Source organism: Lacisediminihabitans sp. FW035 (assembly GCF_054880895.1).
Genome location: NZ_CM142187.1, coordinates 1,454,320 through 1,475,035, shown reverse-complemented (window position 1 = coordinate 1,475,035; position 20,716 = coordinate 1,454,320). Strand labels below are relative to the sequence as shown.

Below are 20,716 nucleotides of genomic sequence, written 5' to 3'. Positions count from 1 at the left end.
GGCAGGCAGAATGGGTCCGGCGACCATCAACCAGGAGTCGCGTGACTTCACGGTCGAGTTCAATGGGCGGATCGGTGAGACACTCGCGGGGGTGTTCGCCGACGAGCAGCACCGCCTGCGCTCCGAGGGCGTTCCGGTCGTGTCAGTGGCGCTCGGGGCGAGCTTGCCGAATGCTCCGCTGCTCGACGGGCAGGGTCTCCCCACTGGGCTCTATGACGCCCTCGGCGCCGATTCGGCGGTGATCGTCTTCTATCGCGGCGCCTGGTGCCCGTACTGCAATCTCGCCCTCGCCCACTACCAGCGGGAGTTGCTTCCCGGCCTGCTCGACCGCGGGGTCGGTCTGGTTGCCATCAGCCCCCAGACTCCGAGTTCTTCGAACCTGTCGATCGCCGATGGCGCCCTCGAATTCACCGTGTTGTCCGATCCGGCGAACTACCTCGCGACAGCGCTCGGGATCCTCACCGAGCTGATCCCCGAGGTGCGTCTCGCCCACAGCCAGCTCGGCTTCGATGTCGCCGACAGCAACGCGGATGCCACCGGGCATGTGCCCTTCCCCACGGTCCTGGTGATCGACCCCCATCGCATCGTGCGATTCGCCGACGTTCAGGTGGACTACACCCGGCGTACCGAGGTGGCTGACATCCTCGCGGCGGTGGATGCGCTGAACGTGCCGGCCTGACCGGCACCGGACCGACCCGGGGCGCTGCATCCCCCTCCCGTTTTTACGACCAGCTCGGTGCACACACACCGTTGTGGTGAGAAAAACGGGAGGTGGTCGGATGCGACTGTGCCCCGATCACGTCAGCCGGGAGCGCAGCCGCACGAGCTCGTCGTCGGCCAGCCCGGCATCCGCCAAGTAGGCGGCGACATCCAGGCGTGCGATCCAGTCGATCAGCGCGGCACGCCGAACCGACAATCGAGCGGACATCACCTCCGGGGAATGCGGAGTCTCCCCGGTGAGTCCCGGCTCCACGCCGAGGCCCGCGTTGAATCGCGAGGCGGCAGCGACGTAGTCGTCCGCAATCGCGTCAGGGGTGACCCCGGCAAGCCTGAGAAGCATCGCGATGACCATTCCCGTGCGGTCGCGGCCCGCCCCGCAGTGCACAAGTACTCCGTCCTCGGACCGGGCGATCGCGCGGAAGATTGCAGCGAACTTCGCCGGATACAGCCGGATGTTGTCGGCATAGGACCGCGGATGATCGAGCCACGGCCCGCAGACGGCCACGAACTCCGGATCGAGGGGATCCTCGGTCGGGAGGCTGAGCATCGAAATGCCCTCGAGCACCACCGGATCGACGAGGGGCCCGCCGGTCTCGCGGTCCGACTCCCCCGGGCTGCGCAGATCGATCACCGTCGTGACGCCCGCCGCACGTGCTCGCCGCCATCCCTCGGTGGTCAGGTGCTCCGGGCGAGCGGAACGGAAGACGCGCCCGTGCCGGGTGACGCCGCCCGCCGCGAGCGGAAGGCCGCCGACATCCGCGAGGTTGAATGCCCCGGGCCAGCCCGGATCGGATCGCGCGCTCGAATTCGTCATGTGCCGCGAGCCTAACCCGGAGGTCGCACCGGCATTTCGCCATCCCCCTCCCGTTTTTACGACCACATGGGTGCACACACACCGAGGTGGTCGCAAAAACGGGAGGTGGTGGGAGAGAACCGGGGCCGGGGAGGGCCGGCGAGCGGGGAGGCGGTGCGTCAGAGCATCCCGATGGAGGTGACCCGCACCACGGCGACCCCGGCGGCGTTCGACTCCGCGAGATCGACGGTGGCCGAGATCCCCCAGTCGTGGTCGCCGGCCGGATCATCGAAGATCTGCCGCACGGTCCAGCTCGTTGAGCCCTCATCGACCATGAGCATCGCCGAACTGCGGGCGTCTCCTCCGGTGCCGAGGTTGTTGTGCGCGTCAAAATACGCGTCCATCGCGTCGCCCCAGGCGTCTGCGTCGAAGCCGGCGGCGGCATCCAGCTCACCGAGCTGCTCATAGTCCTCGAGCGCAGCGAGCTGCACCCGGCGGAACATCTCGTTGCGCACCAGGATGCGGAAGGCGCGGATGTTGGCGGTGACCCCCGTGGGCGTCGGCGGCAGCACCGGGGCGGAGGCGTCGATGGCTGCGGCGGGATTGATCAGCTCTTCCCATTCGTCGAGCAGGCTCGAATCAACCTGCCGCACCAGCTCACCGAGCCATTCGATCAGGTCGAGCAGCTCCTCCGTCTTCGCCTCGTCCGGGATGGTCTGGCGGGCGGCCTTGTAGGCGTCGGAGAGGTAGCGCAGCACGAGCCCCTCCGAGCGGTTGAGCTTGTAGAAGCCGATGTAGTCGTTGAACGTCATCGCCCGCTCGTACAGGTCGCGCACGACGGACTTGGGGCTGAGCTCGAAGTCGCCGACCCAGGGCTGGGAGGCGCGGTAGGTCTGGAACGCGGCATCCAGCAGCTCCTCGAGCGGCTTCGGCCAGGTGACACTCTCGAGCAGTTCCATGCGCTGGTCATACTCGATCCCCTCGCTCTTCATGGCGGCGACCGCTTCGCCGCGCGCCATGAACTGCTGGGCCGAGAGGATGGGACGCGGGTCGTCGAGCGTTGCCTCGAGCACCGAGATGAGGTCGAGCGCATAGGTGGGTCCGCGATCCTGGTCGGGTGTGCCCTCGGCGGGTTGCAGCAGGTCGAACACGGCGAGCGCAAACGGGGAAAGCGGCTGGTTGAGCGCGAAGTTCGGCTGCAGGTCGACGGTGAGGGTGATGTCTCCCCCGTCGGACTGCTGCACGATCTCCGCCGTGCGCAGCGTGCGGTAGATCGCGAGCGCCTGGCGGGCGAGCTCCCGCTGCCGGGGCCTCGGCTCGTGGTTGTTCTCGATCAACTCTCGCAGCTCGTCGAAGGGCTTTCCGCCCCGCCCGATCACGTTGAGCACCATCGCGTGGTTCACCTGCATGCTCGAGGTCAGGGTCTCCGGCTGCGCCGCGACGAGCCTGGCGAAGCTCGGCTCGCCCCACGACACGAATCCGTCGGGTGCCCGCTTGCGCACGATCTTCTTGATCTTCTTCGGGTCGTCCCCGGCCTTCGCGAGCAGCCGGGCATTCTCGGTCTCGTGATCGGGGGCCTGCACGATGACGGTTCCCGCGGTGTCGAAGCCGGCGCGACCGGCGCGGCCGGAGATCTGGTGGAACTCCCGGGCGCTCAGCTGGCGCATCTTCGTGCCGTCGAACTTGGTGAGCGCCGTAAGCAGCACGGTGCGGATCGGCACGTTGATGCCCACCCCGAGGGTGTCGGTGCCGCAGATCACCTTGAGCAGCCCCTGCTGGGCGAGCTGCTCGACGAGCCTCCGGTATTTGGGCAGCATACCGGCGTGGTGCACGCCGATGCCGGAGCGGATGAGGCGGCTGAGGGTGCGCCCGAAGTTGGTGGTGAACCGGAAGTCGCCGATGGCATCCGCTATCTCGTCCCGCTGCTCACGGCTGGCGATCTTGACACTCGTGAGGGCCTGGGCGCGCTCGAGGGCCGCGAGCTGCGAGAAGTGCACGATGTAGATCGGTGCCTGGCCGGTGGCGAGCAGGTCTTCCACCGTCTCGTGTACCGGCGTAGTGGCGTAGGAGTAGTGCAGTGGCACGGGGCGGTCGACGCCGGTGACCACCGCGGTTTCGCGACTGTTGCGCTTCGACAGGTCGGTGGCGAGCCACTCGACGTCGCCGAGGGTGGCCGACATGAGGATGAACTGCACCCGCGGCAGCGTGAGCAGCGGGACCTGCCAGGCCCACCCACGCTCGGGGTCGGAGTAGAAGTGGAACTCGTCCATCACGACCTGGTCGACCGGGGCATCCGTTCCGTGCCGAAGGGCGAGGTTCGCCAGAATCTCGGCGGTGCAGCAGATGATGGGAGCCTCGGCGTTGACGCTCGAGTCCCCGGTGACCATCCCCACGTTCTCCGCGCCGAAGATGTCGACGAGGGCGAAGAACTTCTCAGAGACGAGCGCCTTGATCGGCGCGGTGTAGAAGGTGCGCTGGCCCTGGGCGAGCGCGGCGAAATGGGCCGCGATCGCGACGAGTGACTTGCCGGTTCCGGTGGGTGTGCTGAGGATCAGGTTGGCACCGGAGACGATCTCGATGAGGGCCTCGTCCTGGGCGGGATAGAGGGTGAGGCCGCGACCCTCCACCCACTCGACGAACTGCCCGTAAACCGCATCGGGATCGTAGGAGTCCGCCGCTCGGATGGGGGCGAGCCGGTCGAGCAGCAGGTCAGGCATGCTGGGCCGCGACGATCGAGTAGACGTGCTCGACGTAGGCCCAGAAGCCCGCGACATCCAGGGTTACCGGCACGATCGCGTTGGGGAACGGCGAGTCGAAGTCCACCACCGTCATGCCGCTGGTGAACTGCCCTGTGGTCTCCACCCGCACGCGGGCCGGTCGCGACGAGAAGAGGTCGGGCCGCGCCACGTGGGCCACAGCGCAGACATCGTGGACCGCCTGGCCATCCCAGTCGGAGTTGTTCGCGTCGACCCAGAACGTTGCAAGGGGCAGAATGAGCTCGTGAGCGAGTGCTCCCAGCCGGCCGAGACGTTCTATCACCGGTCCGTTGGCCTGCGCTTGCAGCGTGAGGTCGAGACCCACCATCACCACCTGCCAGTCGGCGTCGAATACGATCCGGGCGGCCTCAGGGTCGGCGTAGATGTTGAATTCCGCCGCCGGGGTCGCGTTGCCGCGGGTGAAGGATCCGCCCATGATCGTGAAGGAGGCGACCCAGCGCGCGATCGCCGGTTCTCTCTGCAGGGCGAGCGCGATATTGGTGAGCGGGCCGGTGGCCACGAGGTGGATTGCACCCGGGGTCGCGCGCAGCGTCTCGACGATGACATCGACGGCGTGTCGCCCGTCCACGGCGAGCGCCGGTTCCGGAAGTACCGCCGAGCCGAGGCCGGACTCGCCGTGCACGTGGCTCGCCTCCCGCGTCTCGCCCCTCAGCGGCTTCCCCGCTCCGGCAGCCACCGGCACGTTCTCGAAGTGCAGGTATTCCCGAAGAGCCAGCGCGTTCCGCGTAGTGCGCGGAAGCCCGACATTGCCACCGACGGTCGTGACCCCCACCAGCTCGATGTTCGGATCGCCGTGCGCAAGCAGCAGGGCGAGAGCGTCATCGAGGCCAGGGTCGCAGTCGAGAAGGATCTTCCGGGGCATGGGTCAACCGTGCCACATCCGTCCGCGCCCCGCCGCCGGCATTCGTGCGAGCGCTCACCCCTCCGTGATACGCGACTGGACGATCCGCGGAATTCGGCCGAGCCAGGGAGCGCCGATCAGTGCCGCCGCCGCGATGAGCAGCACCGTGAGCAGCAGCGGCTGGCCACCTCCGGCAAAGGCCAGTCCGATCGCGAGCGTGACCGAGACCGGTACCCGCAGGAGAAGACCCCAGATCCGGAGGCGGGGAACCGCGGTGCGATCGTAGCGACAGCTGGCGAGTTGCCGCTCGAATCTCTGCCAGAGCGCTGCATTGAACCAGAGCAGGAGTGCGGCGGCTCCGGCGACGAGGGCGAAGTAGGGCACCCACGACAGGGTGAACACCCAGGAGAGTCCCCCATCCCCGCTCTTCACGTGCAGGAGCCACTTGAGCACCGTTGTCACCACATCGACGGGCCCCCTCGCGATGATGCCGAAGAGATCGGCGAGTGTCGGTACGAAAAAACACAGAGCCGCGAGCAGCAGCACGAGCAGCCGGTTGAGCGCGAGTTCCTTCACGGCCCGCACGTGAAGCCGGTTCTGCTCCGCGTTCGCCGCCGCGAGTGGTCGGACGGGAGGAATCCCCGGTGCGGATGATGGGGCCCATACCTCCATTCCCAACACGATCCGGGCGAGCGGATCGATGACCTGCAGGATGTTGGCCGAGTACGACTGGTGGTCCGTGAACGCGGAGCCCGTGTTGTGGACCGGGTGCTCCTCCGGCCCGAGCGCGGGCGAATCTGCCGGGGGCTGGGGCGCGGCAGTCGGATTCACCACCGGCGCATAGCTCGCCTTCCACCGAGCGCGCCGTGCCGCGGGACCGGTGGATGTCGGCCCGGACGGGACGACATCCCAGGTCGCGAAGAAATCCAGCCACCGCGGGCGCAGGGCCGCGTCCATCTCCGCCCAGGCGCGCACCGGGTTGAGCTTCGTCGAGAGGCCGCGCTCGGCCAACTGGACCGGGGAGAGCCGGCGCGAGGTGAAGCTCGGTGCTCCGAGCAGCGACAGCGCGCTACCGACAGTAGCGAGCGTGTCTACGCGATACTGCGGGCTGTCGATCGCATCGCCGAAGAGCAGGTTGGTGGTGATCGCCGCGCCCTCGGAGTGCGCGATCACGATGACGCGATCAGTCTCTCCCGCTCGGGCGCGCGCAGCGGACACCGCGTCCCCCACAACCTGGCGCATGGCGGCGGCCCGTGTCGGCCGCTGGGTCCAGGCCGGCACATCGCCGACGAAATCCACCAGGACATCGACGACCGGCTTGAGAAGGGTGCCGACGAAGGGGAAGATCAACAGCGGCCCCGACAGGCCGAGGAAGGCAACCGCCACGATGGTGAGGGCTCCGACCACGATCCCGAGGACGACGATGGCCAGCACTGCCACGGCGCGACCGAGACCCCAGAAGCCACGAGACGTCACCCAGAAAACCGTGCTGAGATAGCGGAGCAGCCGGCCAACGGCCCGAAAGACGAAGGTCAGCCCCCAGGTGAAGATCTGGGTGCGGGAGAGCGGCAGGAATGCCTCCGACCAGCGGGCTTCGGTGATGTGGACCGTCACTCCCCTCGGCGCCGCATCGAGGTCCAGATACTGGATGCTCGCGGTGACTTCGTCGCTCGCTGTGCCGAGCACGACCGCGCCGAATTCGATCGCTGTCGGCTCGCCCTGCGCGTCGTCGCCGGCGTGAGCGATACCGCGTTCCGGTAAAGCCTGGATGCCCTGCCCGGGCACTCGTGCCGCGGCCTCCGCCGCTGTGGTCTGGGCTGCGGCCGTTGCGCCGTTCTCCTCCGGGTTGCCCTTGGCGAGCCAGTCCATGCGCTGCAGCACCGGCTCGGCCCACTCGAGCAGGGTCTGACCTGCGGTCTGCCTTCCCATGCCGTGCACGACCACGAGCTCGACGCGGCTGCTCTCGATCGAGGGGACCAGCGGGGCGCGGACCGGTTCAGCGGGATTCACGGGTTCACCTCTCGGTCGGGCCAGGATCGCGTGCCGCACCCAGGGCGACCGGGTGTCCACACAGTAGTACCGCGGTACCGGTCACGACCAGCCCCGCGGTCCGCGACCGCAGCATCGAGTCCGGCACCGGGCGTTTAGAATCTTGTGTGCCTTCCGACAGCAGCGCCGACCTCACCGGCGCCATCGACCCGACCGACCTGCAGGTGACCCTGCGGGTTCTCGCCGCGATGGATGCCATCGACGAGGAGCACCCCGACTTCATCGCCGTGCGCCAGGCCACGGCTCGCATGTTCAAGTCGGTGAAACGCAACCGCCGCCTCGAGAAACGCGCCGTGATCGCGGAGGCGGATCGGGCCGTGGTGGCCAACACCGCGACCGGCGCCCCCGATCGCATCGATGATGAGACCCGCGGCATCCCTCTCGCCATCACGGTGGCGGCACCGACCGCGGGCACCCTGCTCAAGTCACGACCGTGCTACATCTGCAAGCAGCACTACACCCAGGTCGACGCGTTCTATCACCAGCTCTGCCCGGATTGCGCGGCCCTCAACCATGCCCGGCGCGACGCCCGCACGGATCTCACCGGCAAGACCGCCCTCCTCACCGGCGGCCGCGCGAAGATCGGCATGTACATCGCCCTCCGCCTGCTGCGGGATGGCGCACACACCACCATCACGACGCGATTCCCCCGCGACGCCGTGCGACGGTTCTCCTCACTCCCGGATGCGAGCGACTGGCTGCATCGCCTTCGGGTGGTCGGAATCGACCTGCGAGACCCGGCCCAGGTGATCGGTCTCACCGATGCGATGATCGAGGCCGGCCCTCTCGACATCCTCATCAACAACGCGGCGCAGACGGTGCGACGCTCGCCCGGCTCCTACGCCCCGCTGGCGGATGCCGAGAGCGCGCCGCTTCCCGACGGCCCGCTGCCCGAGCTGCTCACCTTCGGCCACACCAATGACGCGCACCCGCAGGCGCTGGCCGCCTCGGTGGGGGCGCACCCGATCCTCGCGAACGCGGGCGGGCTCAGTGCGGCAGAGCTCACCGAGCTTGCACTCGCGGCGGGATCCTCCTCGCTCGCCCGCCTCGCCGCCGGAACCGCGATCGACGCCGGCGGACTCGTGCCCGACGAACACGACCAGAACAGCTGGACCCAGTTCGTGCACGAGGTGGACCCGCTCGAGATGCTCGAGGTGCAGCTGGCGAACGTGACGGCGCCGTTCCTGCTGGTCTCCCGGCTCCGCCCGGCGATGGCGGCGTCCACCGCGCACCGAAAGTACATCGTGAATGTGTCGGCGATGGAGGGGCAGTTCGGGCGGGGATACAAGGGTCCGGGGCATCCGCACACCAATATGGCGAAGGCGGCGCTCAACATGCTCACGCGCACCAGTGCGAAGGAGATGCTCGAGACCGACGGCATCCTCATGACGAGTGTCGACACCGGCTGGATCACCGACGAGCGGCCGCATTTCACCAAGATCCGCCTGGCCGAGGAGGGATTCCACGCGCCCCTCGACCTCGTCGACGGGGCCGCGAGGGTCTATGACCCGATTGTGCGGGGCGAGGCGGGCGACGACCTGTTCGGCGTCTTCCTCAAGGATTACGCGCCCGCCGCCTGGTAGCACCACGGGGCCTGCCTTTCCCTCCCGGGCACAACTCCGGCAGAATGCGCGAATTGTGCGGAATTCCCGCCCTTTCGAGCTGGTTGTAGGCGAACAGCAGGACTTATGCAGAAGGAGCGACCATGACCACGCGGACCCCCCAACGGCGGACGCCGCAGCATCCGATCGGCTCCGGCTTCGATGCGGAGAGCACCGCACACGACGTTATCCAGGGGATCGACCTCGCCGGGCGCACCGCCATCGTCACCGGCGGGTATTCCGGCCTCGGGTTCGAGGTGACGAAAGCGCTCGTCGGAGCCGGCGCTGCGGTGACCGTGCCCGCCCGCCGTCCCGAGCACGCCCGACAGGTGCTGGATGACGCGGGCCTCACCACCGTGGAGGTGGATGCCCTCGACCTCGCCGATCTCGACAGCGTCGCGGCCTTCGCCGGGCGTTTCCTCGCTTCGGGTCGCACTCTCGACATCCTCATCAACAACGCCGCCGTGATGGCGGCACCGCTTACCAGGGTTGGGGACGGATGGGAGTCCCAGTTCGCCACCAACCACCTCGGGCACTTCGCCCTGACCAACCGGCTCTGGCCGGCGCTCGTTGAGGCCGGTCACGCGCGTGTCATCGCGCTGTCATCGAGCGGGCACAAGCTCTCCGGCATCCGGTTCGACGATCTCGACTTCACCGCGGACTACGACAAATGGCAGGCCTATGGCCAGGCGAAGACGGCGGACAGCCTCTTCGCGGTGGAGCTCGACACACTGGGGCGCGAACACGGCGTTCGCGCGTTCGCGGTACACCCGGGTGGCATCATGACACCGCTCCAGCGTCATCTGCCTCGCGAGGAGATGATCGCCGCCGGGTGGATGGACGAGGCCGGAACCGTGAACGAGCGCTTCAAGTCGACCGAGCAGGGCGCCGCGACCACCGTGTGGGCGGCGACCTCGCCGCGGCTGGACGGGCTCGGCGGCGTGTATTGCGAGGACTGCGACATCGCCGAAGTGGTGACCCCGGACTCCCCGGAGGCACGCACGCGGGGCGTCTACGCCTATGCTGTCGACCCGCAGGATGCCGCGCGGCTCTGGGCCGTCTCGGCCGACCTCACCGGCGTCAACGCCTTCGCCTGACGCGGCCGCGACCCTGCGGGCGGGCCGGGGTGCGCGGCGGGATCAGCCGGGGGTCGGCGCATGCCTCTCCAGGAACTCGAACACCTCGGTGCTGTCGACGCCGGGGAATGCGCCCGTCGGCATCGCCGCATGCAGCGACGAGTTGAGGCGTGCGCTCGGCCAGGAGTGCTTGTCCCACTTGGCCGCGAGGGTCGACGGAGGCGTTCGGCAGCAGGAAGGGTCCGGGCAGGTGGAGGTGAACCGGTTCTCCGTGTCCCGACCGCGGAAGAATTTCGCCTGGGCGAACTGGGTGCCGACGCTCACCGAGAACTGCCCACGGGGCGAGGACTGGATGCGCGAGGTGCACCAGTAGGTGCCGGCCGGCTTGTCGGTGTACTGGTGGTACGGGCTGAACCGGTCTGCGACATCGAATACGCGGCGAGCGCTCCAGAACCGGCAGACGACCTGTCCTTCGACCGCGCCGAGCGCATCCGTCGGCAGCGTCACGCTGTCGTTCTCGTAGGCCTTCGACACCGTGCCACTCTCGTGCACCTTGAGGAAGTGCACCGGGATGCCGAGATGCTGGGTCGAGAGGTTTGTGAACCGGTGCGCTGCGGTCTCGTAACTCACCCCGAAGGCATCACGGAGGTCTTCTACCGACAGCTCCCGTGCGGCCTTAGCCCGGGTGAGGAACTCGACGGCGCTGTGCTCGGGTACGAGCAGTGCGGCCGCGAGGTAGTTGGTCTGCACCCGCTGGTCGAGGAAGTCGGCGTAATTGGTGGGCTCCTCGTGACCGAGCACATGGCTTGCGAGCGCCTGGAGCACCACAGACCGCGGATCGGAATCCGCACTCGCGCCCTGCGGCACGTAGATGCGGCCGTTGTTGAGGTCGGTGACCGACCGGGTCGACCCGGGGAGGTCCGGCACGTAGTGGAGAGTGAAACCGAGGTGGGTGCCGAGGTCGGAGGCCACGCGCTGCGAGAGCGGACCGCCCGTGTGCCCGACGGCCGCGAGCAGGCCGCGGGCCACATCCTCCAGCTCGGCGAAGTAGTTGTTTCGGCGACGCATCGCCTTGCGCAGCTCCGTATTGGCCCGTCGCGCCTCCTCCGGGGTCGCAGCGCGCTCGCTGTGCACGCGTTCGAGCTCGCGGTACAGCCCGAGGATCGCCTCGATCGCCTCGTCGCTCATCGCTTTGCGCACTGCGAGCTGGGGAAGCCCGAGCGACGCGTACAGCGGCCCGCGCTGGACGCGCTCGAGTGCGATCTCCAGCCCTGCACGGCCACTCGGCGGCTCCGAGCTCAGCAGCTGGTCCACCGGCACGTCGAGAGCGCGCGCGAATCGCTGGAGCTCGCCGAGCTTGAGTTCGCGCTTGCCGTTCTCCACCACTGAGACCTGGGACGCCGCGCGCCCGATCGCCGCCCCCATGTCGTCAAGGGTCATGTGCCGCGAGGTGCGCAGCTGCCGGATGCGTCGGCCGATCGTCAATGAATCGAGCATGTCTTCATCCTCGAGCGAGTCGAACGGCCGTGGTCCCATCGGGCAAGCATGACAGGCGGGGTTCTTCCGGTAAATAGAAGAACCGTGGAATTTCTGGCATCAATGTCGGACCGCAGCCTGCGGAACGGCCGCATCGTGGGTTTTACGCAACCAACGAAGGAGCACCGATGACCACTCGACCGGGTGACCAGAACCAGACCGCCGCTGAGCTCGAGACGCAGTGGAAGACCGACGCGCGCTGGAACGGCGTTGAACGGGACTACACCGCCGAGGACGTCATCGCGCTGCGCGGCAGCGTGCAGGAGGAGCACACCCTCGCCCGCCGCGGCTCCGAACGCCTCTGGAGTCTCCTCCAGAGCGAGGAGTGGGTTCCCGCCCTCGGCGCCCTCACCGGCAACCAGGCCGTTCAGCAGGTGCGCGCCGGGCTCAAGGCGATCTACCTCAGCGGCTGGCAGGTGGCGGCCGATGCGAATCTCTCGGGTCAGACCTACCCCGACCAGAGTCTCTATCCCGCGAACTCGGTGCCGAGCGTCGTGCGACGGATCAACAACGCGCTGCTCCGCGCCGACCAGATCGAGACCTCCGAGGGCTCACGAGTCACCGATTGGCTCGCGCCGATCATCGCGGATGCCGAGGCCGGCTTCGGCGGACCGCTCAACGCCTACGAGTTGATGAGCTCCATGATCGCCGCGGGCGCCGCGGGCGTGCACTGGGAGGACCAGCTCGCCAGCGAGAAGAAGTGCGGGCACATGGGAGGCAAGGTGCTCATCCCGACCGGCCAGCACATCCGCACCCTCAACGCCGCGCGTCTCGCCGCGGATGTCGCCGGGGTGCCCACCATCGTGATCGCCCGTACCGACTCGCTCGCCGCCAACCTCGTGACGAGTGATGTAGACGAGCGCGACCGTCCGTTCCTCGATGGCACGCGCACCCCGGAGGGCTTCTTCGGTACCCGCCCCGGGATCGACACCGTGCTGTCCCGCGGCCACGCTTACGCCCCCTACGCCGACCTGCTCTGGGTCGAGTCGTCGGAGCCGGACCTTGCGCTTGCCCGCACCTTCGCGGAGAGCATCCACAAGGAGTTCCCGGGCAAGAAGCTCGCCTACAACTGCTCGCCCTCGTTCAACTGGAAGAGCCACCTCGACGATGCCCAGATCGCGACATTCCAGCGGGAGCTCGCCGCCATGGGGTACGCCTTCCAGTTCATCACCCTTGCCGGATTCCACGCCCTCAACCACTCGATGTACACCCTCGCGCGGGACTACAGCCAGCGTCACATGAGCGCCTACGTCGAGCTGCAGGAGGCAGAGTTCGCCTCGGAGGCAGACGGGTACACCGCCACGAAGCACCAGCGCGAGGTCGGCACCGGCTACTTCGACAGGATCTCCACGGTGCTCAACCCCGGCAGCGCGACCCTCGCGCTCGTCGGCTCCACAGAATCCGAACAATTCCACTAAACCGCTCCCTGCACGGAAAGGCATTCCTCATGACCGCTCACAACCGCATGACCGTTCTCGGCAGCCCCGAGCCCGGATTCGACACCATCCTCAGCCCCGAAGCCCTCACCTTCGTGACCCGCCTGCACGACCAATTCGCGGGGCGTCGCCAGGAACGCCTCAACGCGCGCATGGTGCAGCGCAAGAACATCGAGAACGGCCGCAATCTCGGCTTCCTCTCTGAGACCGCCGCGATCCGAGCGGACTCCGGATGGCGCGTGGCCGGTGCCGGCCCGGGGCTCGATGACCGCCGGGTGGAGATCACCGGGCCCACGGACCGCAAGATGACGGTCAACGCGCTCAACTCCGGCGCGAAGGTCTGGCTCGCCGACCTCGAGGATGCCACCAGCCCGACCTGGTCGAACATCATCGGCGGCCAGCTGTCGCTTTACGACGCCATCCGGCACCAGGTCGACTTCACGAGTGAGGCCGGCAAGCAGTACACGGTCGGTGAGGTCACGCCCACTATCGTGATGCGTCCCCGCGGTTGGCACCTGGTGGAGAAGCACCTGCGGTACACCGACCGTGCGGGCATCGACAAGGCGGCATCCGCCTCTCTCGTCGACTTCGGGCTCTACCTGTTCCACAACGGTGCGGCCCTGATCGCCGACGGCCGCGGGCCGTACTTCTACCTTCCGAAGATCGAGAATCACCTCGAGGCTCGCCTCTGGGACGACATCTTCACCTTCTCGGAGATCGCGCTCGGGCTCGAGCACGGGGTGATCCGGGCGACGGTGCTCATCGAGACGATCACCGCCGCGTTCGAGATGGACGAGATCCTCTACGAGCTGAAGGACCACTGCGCGGGACTCAACGCCGGACGCTGGGACTACATCTTCAGTCTGATCAAGAACTTCCGCGGTCGAGGCCGGCAGTTCGTGCTTCCGGACCGGGAGCGCATCACCATGACGAGCCCGATGATGCGCAACTACACCGAACTGCTCGTCGCCACCTGCCATCGCCGGGGAGCCCATGCCATCGGAGGCATGAGTGCGTTCATCCCGAACCGTCGGGACCCCGAGGTCACGGCGGGGGCCATCACCAAGGTGCACGACGACAAGAAGCGTGAGGCGACCGACGGCTTCGACGGTACCTGGGTGGCGCATCCGGACCTCGTCTCGACCGCGCGGGAGGAGTTCGATGCGGTGCTCGGCGACCGTCCCAACCAGGTCGATCGCCAGCGTCCGGAGGTGGATGTCTCGGCGGCCGACCTGCTTGATGTGCGCTCGTTCGACCAGACGGTCACCACCGAGGGGGTGCGCCGCAACGTGTCCGTCGCGCTGCGCTACATCGAGAGCTGGCTTCGCGGAGTGGGTGCTGCCGCGATCGACAACCTGATGGAGGATGCCGCGACCGCCGAGATCTCGCGTTCGCAACTCTGGCAGTGGATCGCCCAGCGCGTCGTCACCGAGCAGGGCGACCTCGTGACCCGCGACCTGGTGGAGGGGATGCTGCAGCGCGAACTCGACGGCAGCGACCGGTCGACCGGTGATCGTTTCGACGATGCCGCCGCGATCGTGCGGCTTGTCACACTGCAGGACGACTTCCCGACCTTCCTGACGATCCCCGCCTACACCCACTACCTCGTGGACACTGCCGCCGAGCGGGAGGTCGTCGCCGCCTGACCGGCTGCCGGTCGAGTAGGGAGCGCCAGCGACCGTGTCGAGACCCGCGGGTCTCGACACGCGTCCTCCTCCGTCGGGCGCTACTCGACCAACACGCATCCGCGTAGACTGCATACCGCCCGGTCGGTTTCCTGATCGGGGCCGGTACTACAGAAGGCATCAATGGAGATCGTCGGCGCGGTACTCGAGCGCAGCGGGGCGGAGCCGCCATTCGCGGCATCCGCCCCTCTGTCGATCAGCCGGCTGCAGCTGGATAGCCCGGGGCCCGGCGAGCTGCTGGTGCGCATCGAGGTGGCCGGCGTCTGTCACTCCGACCTCTCCGTCGTCGATGGCAATCGGGTGCGCCCGACGCCCATGCTGCTCGGCCACGAGGCCGCCGGAATAATCGAGCAACTGGGCAGCGACATCAGCGACCTGGCGATCGGCGACCGCGTGGTGATGACTTTCCTCCCCCGGTGCGGCGCGTGCGCGGGATGCGCCACCGGAGGCCGCCTGCCCTGCGAGGTCGGCAGTGCGGCCAACAACGCCGGCACCCTGGTCGGCGGCGCGATGCGTCTGCGGCGGGACGGTCATCCGGTCTTCCACCATCTCGGCGTATCCGCATTCGCGACGCACGCCGTCGTCAACAGCGCTTCGGTGGTGCGCGTCGACCCGGACATCCCGGCAGAGGTCGCGGCACTGCTCGGCTGCGCGGTGCTGACCGGCGGTGGCGCAGTGATCAACTCGGCGAAGCCCGAACCCGGGGACTCCGTGATGGTGGTGGGCCTCGGCGGAGTCGGCATGGCCGCGGTGCTCGTGGCCCTCTCCCTCGGTCATCACGTGATCGGCGTCGACGGTGTCGAGCAGAAGCTCGCGTCGGCCCGGGACTTCGGCGTGACCGAGACCTACACTCCTCGGCAGCTTCTCGACGCGGGAGTACGGGCCCCCGTGGTGATCGAGGCCGCCGGCAATGCCCGCGCCTTCGAGACGGCGTTCGCGGCGACCGCCCCCGGGGGCCGCACCGTGACCGTGGGCCTCCCGGCACCGGATGCCCGCGCATCGGTCTCCCCGCTGCTGCTCACCGCCGAGGCGCGCACCGTCATCGGCAGCTATCTCGGGTCCGCGGTGCCGTGCCGCGACATTCCCCTCTTCGCCCAGCTCTGGCGCGAGGGGCGCCTTCCCGTGGAGAAGCTCATCTCCAGTCGCATCCGCCTCGACCAGCTGAATGAGGCAATGGATGCCCTCGCCGAGGGTCGCGCACTGCGGCAACTGATCGTGTTCGAAACCGCTGCACCCCCGAAGGAGTCCGCATGACCGACCCGCGCACCGCCATCATCACGGGAGGCGCCCGCGGAATCGGGGCCGCCATCTCGAAGCGACTCGCGTCAGACGGCTGTGCCGTCGCCGTGATCGACCTCCGCGAGGAGGACACCGCTGCTACGGTAGGCGCGATAATCGCGGACGGCGGACGGGCCATCGGCATCGGAGCGGATGTCGCGGACGCCGAAGCCGTCGCGGACGCCGTCGCCCGCACGGCGGCGGAACTCAGTGCCCCCACCGTCCTCGTGAACAACGCCGGCATCCTGCGCGACAACCTGCTCTTCAAGATGACGGAGGGCGACTGGGACGCTGTGATGGGCGTGCACCTGCGCGGCGCGTTCCTGATGAGCCGCGAGGTGCAGAAGCACCAGGTGGCGGCGAACTGGGGGCGCGTGGTGAACCTCTCGAGCACCTCAGCGCTCGGTAACCGCGGGCAAGCGAATTACTCGGCGGCGAAAGCCGGCCTCCAGGGCTTCACCAAGACGCTCGCCATCGAGCTCGGGCCGTTCGGGGTGACGGCGAACGCGATCGCCCCCGGCTTCATCGCCACGGACATGCTGCGGGCGACAGCCGAGCGGATGGGCGTCAGCTTCGAAGCGTTCCTCGAGGGCGCGGCGAAGGAGATTCCGGTTCGCCGGGTCGGCCAGCCGGAGGACGTCGCCGCCGTCGCGTCCTTCTTCTGCTCGGAGGAAGCCTCTTTCGTCTCCGGCCAGGTCGTCTACGTGTCCGGCGGGCCAAAGGCCTGAGCCGATGACGACCTTCACGAACCCCGCCGCGCTCCTCGACGCCGTCGGAGCGCACCTCGGCACGACCCGGTGGCTCGAGATCGACCAGAACCGCATCGACTCCTTCGCCCTCGCGACGGGCGACGGGCAGTGGATCCACGTCGACCCCGAGCGCGCCGCCGCGGGACCGTTCGGCGGAACCATCGCCCACGGGTATCTCACCCTGTCACTCCTCGCCCCCCTCACCGCCCAGCTGCTCGACGTGAAGGAGGTACGGATGGCCATCAACTACGGCCTCGACCGGGTGCGATTCCTTCAGCCGGTGCGCAGCGGATCACGCGTGCGGGCATCCGCCTCGGTGACGAGCGCCGAGGCGGTGGGCCTCGGCGTGCGTGTCGGTGTGAAGATGACGGTGGAGATCGACGGCGAATCCACGCCGGCCCTCGTCGCGGACACCATCGTGCTGTTCGCCGGATCAACCCCGATCGATAGAGACCCAACTGACATAGAGGAGCCCGCATGACCGAGGAAAAAGCGCTGACCGAGAAAACGCTCGTCGAGCTCTGGGCGAAAGCGCGGCTGCACCTCATCGTCTCGCAGATCGCCCCGACTCTCCTGTTGATCATCACGATCGGCTTGCTCGACGCGGGGCTCACCACCGCTCCGGCCAGTGTGCGGCTCGCCGCGGCCGGCATCCTGCTCGCTTCGGGCATTCTCGGCGCGATCGCTCAGATCTCGGTTTCGGGCGAGGCCCTCGCGGTGATCGAGGACCTCGACGCGATCGTCGCGCCCTCGGCAGTGTCTACGCGCATCATCGCCTCCCGTCGTTGGATCGCCGTGCCGAGGTTCGTGACACCGGCGATCTTCGTGCTCGTCTACATCGCCCTTCTCATCTCGCTCTTCCTCACCGCTCGATGACAGCGGATGTCGCGCCCGAGGGCTACCGGTATGGCCGTGTCTTCGGCACCCGCTGGAACGACAACGATGTCTACGGGCACCTCAACAACACGACGCACTACGCGGCGATGGACACCACCATCACGAGTTGGCTGATCGGGGTCGCGGGACTCCGCACCGATGCTGCGGACGCGATGGCGGTGGTGGTCTCGTCGTCGTGCACCTATCTCGCGTCCGTCTCGTTCCCGGAGTCGCTCCTTGTCGGGCTGCGTGCGGGACGCCTCGGAACCACCAGTGTCACGTGGGAGCTCGGACTGCACGCCGAGTCTTCCGGTGCTCTGGTCGCCACCGGAGAGTTCGTTCACGTCTTCGTCGATGCGACGGACCAGCGGCCGGTGCCGATCCCGATGGCCGTCCGCGCCGCCATCGAAGCCCAGCTGGTGATGGCGGGATGACCCGCGAACCGCGCGGACTCGCGACCTCGGCGCTCGACGCCTGGCTGCGGGCCGAGCATCCGCAGCTGGTCGGCGATGCGGAGCTCGAGGCCACGCTGATCACCGGCGGGCGCAGCAACCTGACCTACCGCCTGCTGGGCGGGTCCGTGCCGCTCGTGTTGCGTCGGCCACCGCTCGGGCATGTGCTGGCCAGTGCGCACGACATGGCCCGGGAGTTCCGGGTGATCTCCGCTCTCGGCGCCAGCACCGTTCCGGTGCCCGATGCCGTGCTCTACCGGGACGATACCGACGCCAGCGCGGGTGTCGGAACTCCCTTCTACCTGATGGGATTCGTCGATGGCCAGGTGCTCTCCTCCCCCGCCGCGAACGCCCCATTCACCCCGGCTCAGCTGCGGACGCTGAGCCTCGATCTCGTCGAGACGCTTGCGGAGCTCCACTCCCTGGATCCCGCCGCCGTCGGGCTCGAGGACTTCGGCCGCGCGGACGGCTATCTCGAACGCCAGGTGCGGCGCTGGGGCCAGCAGTACGACAAGTCGCGCAGTCGAGAGCTGCCCGAGCTGGACGCGCTGCAGGCCGCGCTCCGCGAGAACGTGCCGGCGACGGTCGGTTCCTCCCTCGTACACGGGGATTTCCGCCTCGACAACGCCATCGTCACAACGGATGCCGCCGGCGAACCGCGCATCGCCGCGATCCTTGACTGGGAGATGGCCACCATCGGCGACTCCTTCACGGACCTCGGGCTGCTCGGCCTCTACTGGGACATCCGCTCGGTCAGCGCGCAGGCCGCGGCAGTCGCCGCCAGTGCGGTCGACCCGGCGGCAGGCTACCCGAGCTTCGCCGAGCTGCTCGACGCGTACGCCGCCGCCCGCGGAACGCCGGTGCCAGAGCTCTCCTGGTACCTCGCCTTCGCCGCCTACAAGCTCGCGATCATCCTCGAGGGCATCCATTTGCGTTTCCAGGCCGGCGAGACCGTCGGCCCCGGATTCGACACGATCGGCGGGCTCGTCACCCCATTGGCTACGGCCGGCCTCCGCTCCCTCGCCGAAAGGATCCGCTGATGGATTTCGCCCCCGATGCCACCACCGTCGACCTCGTCGACCGGATGGGGGCCTTCCTTGCCGAGTGCGTCTACCCCGCCGAAGAGGTGCTCGACCAGCAGGTCGCCGCGACTCCGGATGCCTGGAGCCTGCGCCCGATCGTGCGAGAACTGCAGGCGGAGGCCCGGTCCCGCGGCCTCTGGAACCTGTTCCTCCCGAGTGAGGGTCTCACCAACCTCCAGTACGCGGCCGTCGCGGAGCTCACGGGCCGCAGCCCGAAACTCGCCCCGGTGGCGCTGAACTGCGCGGCGCCGGACACCGGCAACATGGAAGTACTCGCCGAATTCGGCACCCCCGCCCAGAAGGAACGCTGGCTGGCGCCGCTGCTCGACGGCCGCATCCGCTCGTCGTTCTGCATGACCGAGCCAGAGGTGGCCTCCTCCGACGCCACGAACATCGCCACGAGCATCCGTCGTGACGGGGACGACTATGTGGTCGACGGTCGCAAGTGGTGGTCGACCGGAGCCATGAACCCCGAGGCCGAGATCTTCATCGTGATGGGCCGAACCGCGACTCCGGACTCAGGCACGCCCCGCCACCGTCAGCAGAGCATGATCCTGGTGCCGCGCGACACACCGGGCGTCACGATCGTGCGTGCGCTCACCGTGTTCGGGTATGACGATCGGGACCACGGCGGCCACGCCGAAGTGCTGTTCGAGGGAGTGCGAGTGCCTGCGACCAACCTCATCGCGGGTGAGGGCGACGGCTTCGCGATCGCCCAGGCGAGGCTCGGCCCCGGGCGCATCCACCACTGCATGAGACTGCTCGGCATGGCGGAGCGCACGATGGATCTCATGCGCGAGCGCGCGAAGAATCGGGTGGCCTTCGGCAGGCCGCTTGCCGATCAGGGCGTGGTTCGCGAATGGCTGGCCGAGAGCCGTATCTCCATCGAGTCGTTGCGGCTACTGGTGCTCAAGACCGCCTGGCTCATGGACACGGTGGGCAATGCGGGCGCGATGACCGAGATCCAGGCAATCAAGATCGCGGTGCCGCGGGCGGTGCAGCAGATCCTCGACCGCGCGATCCAGCTCCACGGCGGCGGCGGCCTGTCGTCGGACGATCCGATCGCGGAGATGTTCGCCGGCGCTCGAGCGCTCCGGCTCGCCGACGGGCCGGACGAGGTGCACCTCTCCTCGCTCGGCAAGGCGGAACTGCGGCGCTGACCCCGGCGTTATCGCAGACCAGAGCTACCGCAGAACAGAACTGAGCAGCAGGCTCGTCTCGCTGTTCACGACGCCTTCGATCGCGCGGATCTCCCCCAGCGTGCGGTCGAAGTCGGTGAGGGTCTCGGTGCGCAGCTCGGCCACGAGATCCCAGCCGCCGTTCGTCGTGTGGAGCGCGCTGATCTCGGGCATCCCGCGTAGTTGTCGGATCACGTGGTTGGTGGTGCGCCCTTCCACCTCGATGAAGGCGATGGCGTGGATGGTCAGCGGGTCGAGCTCATCACGCACGCGCACGGTGAAGCCCACGACTGTTCCGGATGTCACGAGCCTGTCGAGTCGACTGCTCACCGTCGCCCGGGCCACGCCGAGCGTACGCGCGAGGAATGCGACGGATGCCCGGCCATCCTCGCGCAGGGCGGAGAGGAGGCTGCGGTCGAGGTCATCCAGAACGGGCATGACCACAATGTACTACGCGGCTGAGCAGAGTGATTATCTACAGATCACAATGTCGTCGAACTGCTCATTCTCTTTGCATATCGCCGAGTTCTAGGCTTGCGATCTATCGATGGGGAGGCGCTTGTGACGCGTTTTGTGGATGTTCGCAA

Annotated in this window: 18 protein-coding genes; 12 read left to right on the top strand and 6 right to left on the bottom strand. The window is 68.1% G+C overall.

The window, feature by feature from the left end:
• Nucleotides 1-10 precede the first annotated feature (10 nt).
• Nucleotides 11-679 carry a peroxiredoxin-like family protein gene (locus tag ACVXZ4_RS07150; RefSeq protein WP_461797541.1) on the top strand — a complete coding sequence of 223 codons (669 nt, stop codon included), beginning with the start codon at nt 11-13 and terminating at the stop codon, nt 677-679.
• A gap of 117 nt (nt 680-796) precedes the next feature.
• Here ACVXZ4_RS07150 and ACVXZ4_RS07145 read toward each other — a convergent pair whose 3' ends face one another.
• From ACVXZ4_RS07145 to ACVXZ4_RS07130, 4 genes are all read right to left on the bottom strand, one after another.
• Nucleotides 797-1,534 (bottom strand): tyrosine-protein phosphatase, encoded by a 738-nt coding sequence (locus ACVXZ4_RS07145; RefSeq protein WP_461797540.1) that lies wholly within the window; start codon nt 1,532-1,534, stop codon nt 797-799.
• A 158-nt stretch (nt 1,535-1,692) separates the two neighbouring features.
• Nucleotides 1,693-4,230, bottom strand: coding sequence for a DEAD/DEAH box helicase (locus tag ACVXZ4_RS07140; protein WP_461797539.1), 2,538 nt, complete (start codon nt 4,228-4,230; stop codon nt 1,693-1,695).
• The gene (locus tag ACVXZ4_RS07135; protein ID WP_461797538.1) at nt 4,223-5,152 is read right to left on the bottom strand and encodes a nucleoside hydrolase; all 930 of its coding nucleotides are present in this window, start codon (nt 5,150-5,152) and stop codon (nt 4,223-4,225) included. The genes ACVXZ4_RS07140 and ACVXZ4_RS07135 overlap by 8 nt, the downstream gene beginning before the upstream one ends.
• Before the next feature lie 54 nt (nt 5,153-5,206).
• Nucleotides 5,207-7,141, bottom strand: coding sequence for a hypothetical protein (locus ACVXZ4_RS07130; RefSeq protein ID WP_461797537.1), 1,935 nt, complete (start codon nt 7,139-7,141; stop codon nt 5,207-5,209).
• A gap of 146 nt (nt 7,142-7,287) precedes the next feature.
• Here ACVXZ4_RS07130 and ACVXZ4_RS07125 point away from each other — a divergent pair, with 146 nt between their 5' ends.
• Together ACVXZ4_RS07125 and ACVXZ4_RS07120 are read left to right on the top strand one after the other, a co-directional pair.
• Nucleotides 7,288-8,763 carry an SDR family NAD(P)-dependent oxidoreductase gene (locus tag ACVXZ4_RS07125; RefSeq protein ID WP_461797536.1) on the top strand — a complete coding sequence of 492 codons (1,476 nt, stop codon included), beginning with the start codon at nt 7,288-7,290 and terminating at the stop codon, nt 8,761-8,763.
• Nucleotides 8,764-8,885: 122 nt separating this feature from the next.
• A complete protein-coding gene (locus tag ACVXZ4_RS07120) occupies nt 8,886-9,878 on the top strand; it encodes an SDR family NAD(P)-dependent oxidoreductase (RefSeq protein WP_461797535.1) in 993 nt (330 codons plus the stop codon).
• 42 nt (nt 9,879-9,920) lie between these two features.
• Here the strand turns inward: ACVXZ4_RS07120 and ACVXZ4_RS07115 are convergent, their stop codons facing one another.
• Entirely contained in the window at nt 9,921-11,354 is a 1,434-nt protein-coding gene (locus tag ACVXZ4_RS07115) for a helix-turn-helix domain-containing protein (protein WP_461797534.1), read from the bottom strand.
• 167 nt (nt 11,355-11,521) lie between these two features.
• Here ACVXZ4_RS07115 and aceA point away from each other — a divergent pair, with 167 nt between their 5' ends.
• From aceA to ACVXZ4_RS07070, 9 genes are all read left to right on the top strand, one after another.
• Complete coding sequence (aceA, locus tag ACVXZ4_RS07110) at nt 11,522-12,811, top strand: isocitrate lyase (protein ID WP_461797533.1); 1,290 nt, start codon at nt 11,522-11,524, stop codon at nt 12,809-12,811.
• Between the two features lie 29 nt (nt 12,812-12,840).
• On the top strand, nt 12,841-14,475 hold the full coding sequence (aceB, locus tag ACVXZ4_RS07105; RefSeq protein ID WP_461797532.1) for a malate synthase A: 1,635 nt from the start codon (nt 12,841-12,843) through the stop codon (nt 14,473-14,475).
• A gap of 162 nt (nt 14,476-14,637) precedes the next feature.
• A complete protein-coding gene (locus ACVXZ4_RS07100) occupies nt 14,638-15,768 on the top strand; it encodes an alcohol dehydrogenase catalytic domain-containing protein (protein WP_461797531.1) in 1,131 nt (376 codons plus the stop codon).
• Nucleotides 15,765-16,520, top strand: coding sequence for a 3-oxoacyl-ACP reductase FabG (gene fabG / locus ACVXZ4_RS07095; RefSeq protein WP_461797530.1), 756 nt, complete (start codon nt 15,765-15,767; stop codon nt 16,518-16,520). Before ACVXZ4_RS07100 ends, fabG begins: the two co-directional genes overlap by 4 nt.
• Nucleotides 16,521-16,524: 4 nt before the next feature.
• On the top strand, nt 16,525-17,022 hold the full coding sequence (locus tag ACVXZ4_RS07090) for a MaoC family dehydratase (RefSeq protein ID WP_461797529.1): 498 nt from the start codon (nt 16,525-16,527) through the stop codon (nt 17,020-17,022).
• A complete protein-coding gene (locus ACVXZ4_RS07085; protein WP_461797528.1) occupies nt 17,019-17,417 on the top strand; it encodes a hypothetical protein in 399 nt (132 codons plus the stop codon). Before ACVXZ4_RS07090 ends, ACVXZ4_RS07085 begins: the two co-directional genes overlap by 4 nt.
• Nucleotides 17,414-17,851: an acyl-CoA thioesterase gene (locus ACVXZ4_RS07080; RefSeq protein WP_461797527.1), complete on the top strand. Its 438-nt coding sequence runs from the start codon at nt 17,414-17,416 to the stop codon at nt 17,849-17,851. The genes ACVXZ4_RS07085 and ACVXZ4_RS07080 overlap by 4 nt, the downstream gene beginning before the upstream one ends.
• Entirely contained in the window at nt 17,848-18,909 is a 1,062-nt protein-coding gene (locus ACVXZ4_RS07075) for a phosphotransferase family protein (protein ID WP_461797526.1), read from the top strand. The genes ACVXZ4_RS07080 and ACVXZ4_RS07075 overlap by 4 nt, the downstream gene beginning before the upstream one ends.
• On the top strand, nt 18,909-20,111 hold the full coding sequence (locus tag ACVXZ4_RS07070) for an acyl-CoA dehydrogenase family protein (RefSeq protein ID WP_461797525.1): 1,203 nt from the start codon (nt 18,909-18,911) through the stop codon (nt 20,109-20,111). The genes ACVXZ4_RS07075 and ACVXZ4_RS07070 overlap by 1 nt, the downstream gene beginning before the upstream one ends.
• A 24-nt stretch (nt 20,112-20,135) precedes the next feature.
• Here ACVXZ4_RS07070 and ACVXZ4_RS07065 read toward each other — a convergent pair whose 3' ends face one another.
• Nucleotides 20,136-20,567 (bottom strand): Lrp/AsnC family transcriptional regulator, encoded by a 432-nt coding sequence (locus ACVXZ4_RS07065; RefSeq protein ID WP_461797524.1) that lies wholly within the window; start codon nt 20,565-20,567, stop codon nt 20,136-20,138.
• Between the last annotated feature and the right edge of the window lie 149 nt (nt 20,568-20,716).

What these genes read in the sequence shown, in the direction of transcription:
- fabG (WP_461797530.1), top strand. Translation starts at nt 15,765, where the DNA reads ATGACCGACCCGCGCACCGCCATCATCACGGGAGGCGCCCGCGGAATC.
- ACVXZ4_RS07090 (WP_461797529.1), top strand. Translation starts at nt 16,525, where the DNA reads ATGACGACCTTCACGAACCCCGCCGCGCTCCTCGACGCCGTCGGAGCG.
- ACVXZ4_RS07075 (WP_461797526.1), top strand. Translation starts at nt 17,848, where the DNA reads ATGACCCGCGAACCGCGCGGACTCGCGACCTCGGCGCTCGACGCCTGG.
- ACVXZ4_RS07140 (WP_461797539.1), bottom strand. Translation starts at nt 4,230, where the DNA reads ATGCCTGACCTGCTGCTCGACCGGCTCGCCCCCATCCGAGCGGCGGAC.
- ACVXZ4_RS07065 (WP_461797524.1), bottom strand. Translation starts at nt 20,567, where the DNA reads ATGCCCGTTCTGGATGACCTCGACCGCAGCCTCCTCTCCGCCCTGCGC.
- aceA (WP_461797533.1), top strand. Translation starts at nt 11,522, where the DNA reads ATGACCACTCGACCGGGTGACCAGAACCAGACCGCCGCTGAGCTCGAG.
- ACVXZ4_RS07120 (WP_461797535.1), top strand. Translation starts at nt 8,886, where the DNA reads ATGACCACGCGGACCCCCCAACGGCGGACGCCGCAGCATCCGATCGGC.
- ACVXZ4_RS07150 (WP_461797541.1), top strand. Translation starts at nt 11, where the DNA reads ATGGGTCCGGCGACCATCAACCAGGAGTCGCGTGACTTCACGGTCGAG.
- ACVXZ4_RS07080 (WP_461797527.1), top strand. Translation starts at nt 17,414, where the DNA reads ATGACAGCGGATGTCGCGCCCGAGGGCTACCGGTATGGCCGTGTCTTC.
- ACVXZ4_RS07085 (WP_461797528.1), top strand. Translation starts at nt 17,019, where the DNA reads ATGACCGAGGAAAAAGCGCTGACCGAGAAAACGCTCGTCGAGCTCTGG.
- aceB (WP_461797532.1), top strand. Translation starts at nt 12,841, where the DNA reads ATGACCGCTCACAACCGCATGACCGTTCTCGGCAGCCCCGAGCCCGGA.
- ACVXZ4_RS07100 (WP_461797531.1), top strand. Translation starts at nt 14,638, where the DNA reads ATGGAGATCGTCGGCGCGGTACTCGAGCGCAGCGGGGCGGAGCCGCCA.
- ACVXZ4_RS07070 (WP_461797525.1), top strand. Translation starts at nt 18,909, where the DNA reads ATGGATTTCGCCCCCGATGCCACCACCGTCGACCTCGTCGACCGGATG.
- ACVXZ4_RS07135 (WP_461797538.1), bottom strand. Translation starts at nt 5,152, where the DNA reads ATGCCCCGGAAGATCCTTCTCGACTGCGACCCTGGCCTCGATGACGCT.
- ACVXZ4_RS07115 (WP_461797534.1), bottom strand. Translation starts at nt 11,354, where the DNA reads ATGCTCGATTCATTGACGATCGGCCGACGCATCCGGCAGCTGCGCACC.
- ACVXZ4_RS07145 (WP_461797540.1), bottom strand. Translation starts at nt 1,534, where the DNA reads ATGACGAATTCGAGCGCGCGATCCGATCCGGGCTGGCCCGGGGCATTC.